Consider the following 2,689-nt stretch of genomic DNA (forward strand, 5'->3'; position numbering starts at 1 on the left):
ATGAGCGATTTCATGACTATTACCTCCAAGAGTTATTTAACTTTCTGTGTGTCTCGGTTTGCTTTGTGCTGAACCGATGACTGCAGTGTAGCGATCGGAGGCTCTAGGGTTAATACCTATTTGCTTAACTCATCGTTGCAAGTTTGTTCATAATCGGGCCGGGGGTCGTCGGTCGAAGCCCCTAACTTGGGCGGTCCGTCAGCCCCCCATTCCGCGATGCGATTCGATAGCCTCATTATCGACTGAATACATCAATCCGGTAATTATCAAATTGGCGATGTGAATCTAACATTCGGACACTCACTAACCGGGGGATGGGAAGGAAATGGACATCGACTCAAACGGTACGCGGATTCACGTTACGCAGCGAGGCAGCGGCGAATTGGCGCTGGTGTTCCTGCACTACTACGGGGGCTCGTCGCGGACATGGGATGGGGTGGCAAACGAATTGTCCGACCGATATCGAATCGTTGCCGCCGATCACCGCGGCTGGGGCGATTCCGAGGCGCCCGCCGACGGCTACCGCATCGCGGATCTGGCCGCTGATGCCGAAGGCGTCATCGAGGCGCTGGGTCTGCAACGCTATGTTCTGGTCGGTCATTCGATGGGCGGCAAGGTCGCTCAACTCATCGCATCGCGGCGGCCACGCGGGCTCGAAGGCCTTGTGCTCGTCGCGCCGTCGCCTCCGTCCCCGATGAACCTCTCGGACGAGCAACGCGCCACGTTGGCCGGCGCGTATCAGTCGCGTGAATCGGTTGAATTTGTCATCGATCACGTCCTCACCGCAAAATCGCTTGGCGCTGCGCTTCGGGAGCAGGTCATCGAGGACAGCCTGAAGGGCGCACCGCAGGCCAGGGCGGCCTGGCCCAACGTGGCCATGCGAGAAGATATTAGTGCGGCGGTAACATCGATCGATGCGCCGACCATCATCGTCTCGGGCGAGCTTGACCAGGTCGATCGCGTCGCAACGCTGCAGGCGGAATTGATGCCTCGTATTCCGCACGCGGCGATGCATATCCTGCCTGGAATTGGGCACTTGTCGCCGCTAGAGGCGCCGATCGAGGTGGCGCGCGTGATTGCACGGTTCGTCGCTGCGATCGAAAACAAGTCCGCCGTATGCAGCACGCCCGAGCAGGTCCCCATCGCTTTCGATGCGGCGCTCAACGCCGGCGATCTTGATTCCCTGCTCGGTTTGTTTAGCAATAAAGCCACCATGCGGATGACGGACGGCAAGGTGGTGCAGGAAAACCCCACCGAATTGCGCAACGGCCTGGCTCGGTTGCTGACCCTGCGCCCGCGCCTCCACAACGAGGTGCGTCGAGTGTTGACGAGCAGCGATATAGCGCTCGTCCTGCTCGACTGGACCCTGAACGTGACGCTACCGGACGGCCAGGAGCACGAGGAACGCGGCACCGCAACGCAGGTTATGGAAAGGGGCCGCGATGGTGGGTGGAGGCTGCTGATCTCTAATCCGCTTGGGTTGATCTGAACGGTAGTGGGGAACGACGCCATGAACAACCGACAGGACGCACATCATGAGCCCCTAGTTGCCGGCATCCCAAGCGGGCTCATCGCCAAACGCGTCGACGAGATAATCCACGAATCGGCGCACCTTGAACGGTATCCGCCGCGCGCTCGGATAAACCGCCTGGACGACTAATTCGGTGGTGCGGTAGTGCGGCAGCAGCGCCACAAGTTCGCCGCGCCGTAGGTGTTCCCCGAAGACGAACGTTGGCCCATACGCAATCCCGGCGCCGGCCAGAGCGGCGGACAACAGCATCTGCGTATTGTTGGCCGAGATTCGCACGGGTCCGTCGATGACATGCGCTCGATTCTTCGCATCGAACAACGTCCAGTCGCCTGCGGATACGGCGTCGCTGAAGGCAAGTCTCGGCGCGTGAAGCAGATCGCCCGGCTTACGGGGCTTTCCATATCGCTCGATGTATCCGGGCGAAGCGCACACGACCATCCGGCATGGGGCAATTCGGCGGGTGACTTGCGCCGGGTCCATCAAACGACCGACTCGAATGGCGACGTCTATGCCTTCGTCCAGCAGATCGACATACCGATCGCCGAGGACCACTTGCACATTCACCATCGGATGGTCGTCGATGTAGCGTGCAATGACTTGACCCAAATGCATGGCGCCGAAAGTCACGGGCGCGGCGACGCGTAGCACGCCACGCGCCGAGCCTTGCGACTCGCTGGCCTCCCGATTGGCTTCGTCGAACGCTTCGAGAATCTGCTTGCTGCGTTCGTAATAGGTTTGGCCCGCATCGGTCAGGCTCAGGCGCCGAGTGGTTCGCTGCAGCAACCGCGCGTTCAGCCGTGCTTCGATGTCGCTGACGTGCTTGCCAGCCATCGCCGGCGATAACCCGAAACGCCGCGCGGCCGCGGCGAAGCTGCCTTCCTCCACGGCGGCGACAAAAACGCCAAGGCTTGTCAGCCGGTCCATTGCGCTCTCCGGATTCGATAACGTCATTATCGACTGTTGCCATCGAACCGGCAATTATGAAACAGAAGACGCACGCTATGATTCAAATATCCAATGAACTGCCGCAGGCTTTCTCGAGGAGGAAGAAAGCAAATCCGCAGGCTGCAATGCGCCAGATGAAGTCGCGCAGGCAGTTGGATGTTGCGCCGCACGTCCTGCAGACGATGGCCGCAAGACGTGCGCAGCGGGCCACGC

2 protein-coding genes are annotated in these 2,689 nt (G+C 60.4%); one reads left to right on the forward strand and one right to left on the reverse strand.

The window, feature by feature from the left end:
* The first annotated feature begins 325 nt into the window (after window positions 1-325).
* On the forward strand, window positions 326-1,489 hold the full coding sequence (locus ACTHNR_RS00040; RefSeq protein WP_440545329.1) for an alpha/beta fold hydrolase: 1,164 nt from the start codon (window positions 326-328) through the stop codon (window positions 1,487-1,489).
* Window positions 1,490-1,543: 54 nt separating this feature from the next.
* Here ACTHNR_RS00040 and ACTHNR_RS00045 read toward each other — a convergent pair whose 3' ends face one another.
* Window positions 1,544-2,455, reverse strand: a complete 912-nt coding sequence (locus tag ACTHNR_RS00045; protein ID WP_440545330.1) for a LysR family transcriptional regulator — start codon at window positions 2,453-2,455, stop codon at window positions 1,544-1,546.
* Window positions 2,456-2,689: the final 234 nt, after the last annotated feature.

Source organism: Trinickia sp. (assembly GCF_051954495.1).
In the GTDB taxonomy this organism is placed as follows: domain Bacteria; phylum Pseudomonadota; class Gammaproteobacteria; order Burkholderiales; family Burkholderiaceae; genus Trinickia.

Excerpts from the sequence above, each read along its gene's own strand:
- ACTHNR_RS00045 (WP_440545330.1), bottom strand. The coding sequence starts at position 2,455 with ATGGACCGGCTGACAAGCCTTGGCGTTTTTGTCGCCGCCGTGGAGGAA.
- ACTHNR_RS00040 (WP_440545329.1), top strand. The coding sequence starts at position 326 with ATGGACATCGACTCAAACGGTACGCGGATTCACGTTACGCAGCGAGGC.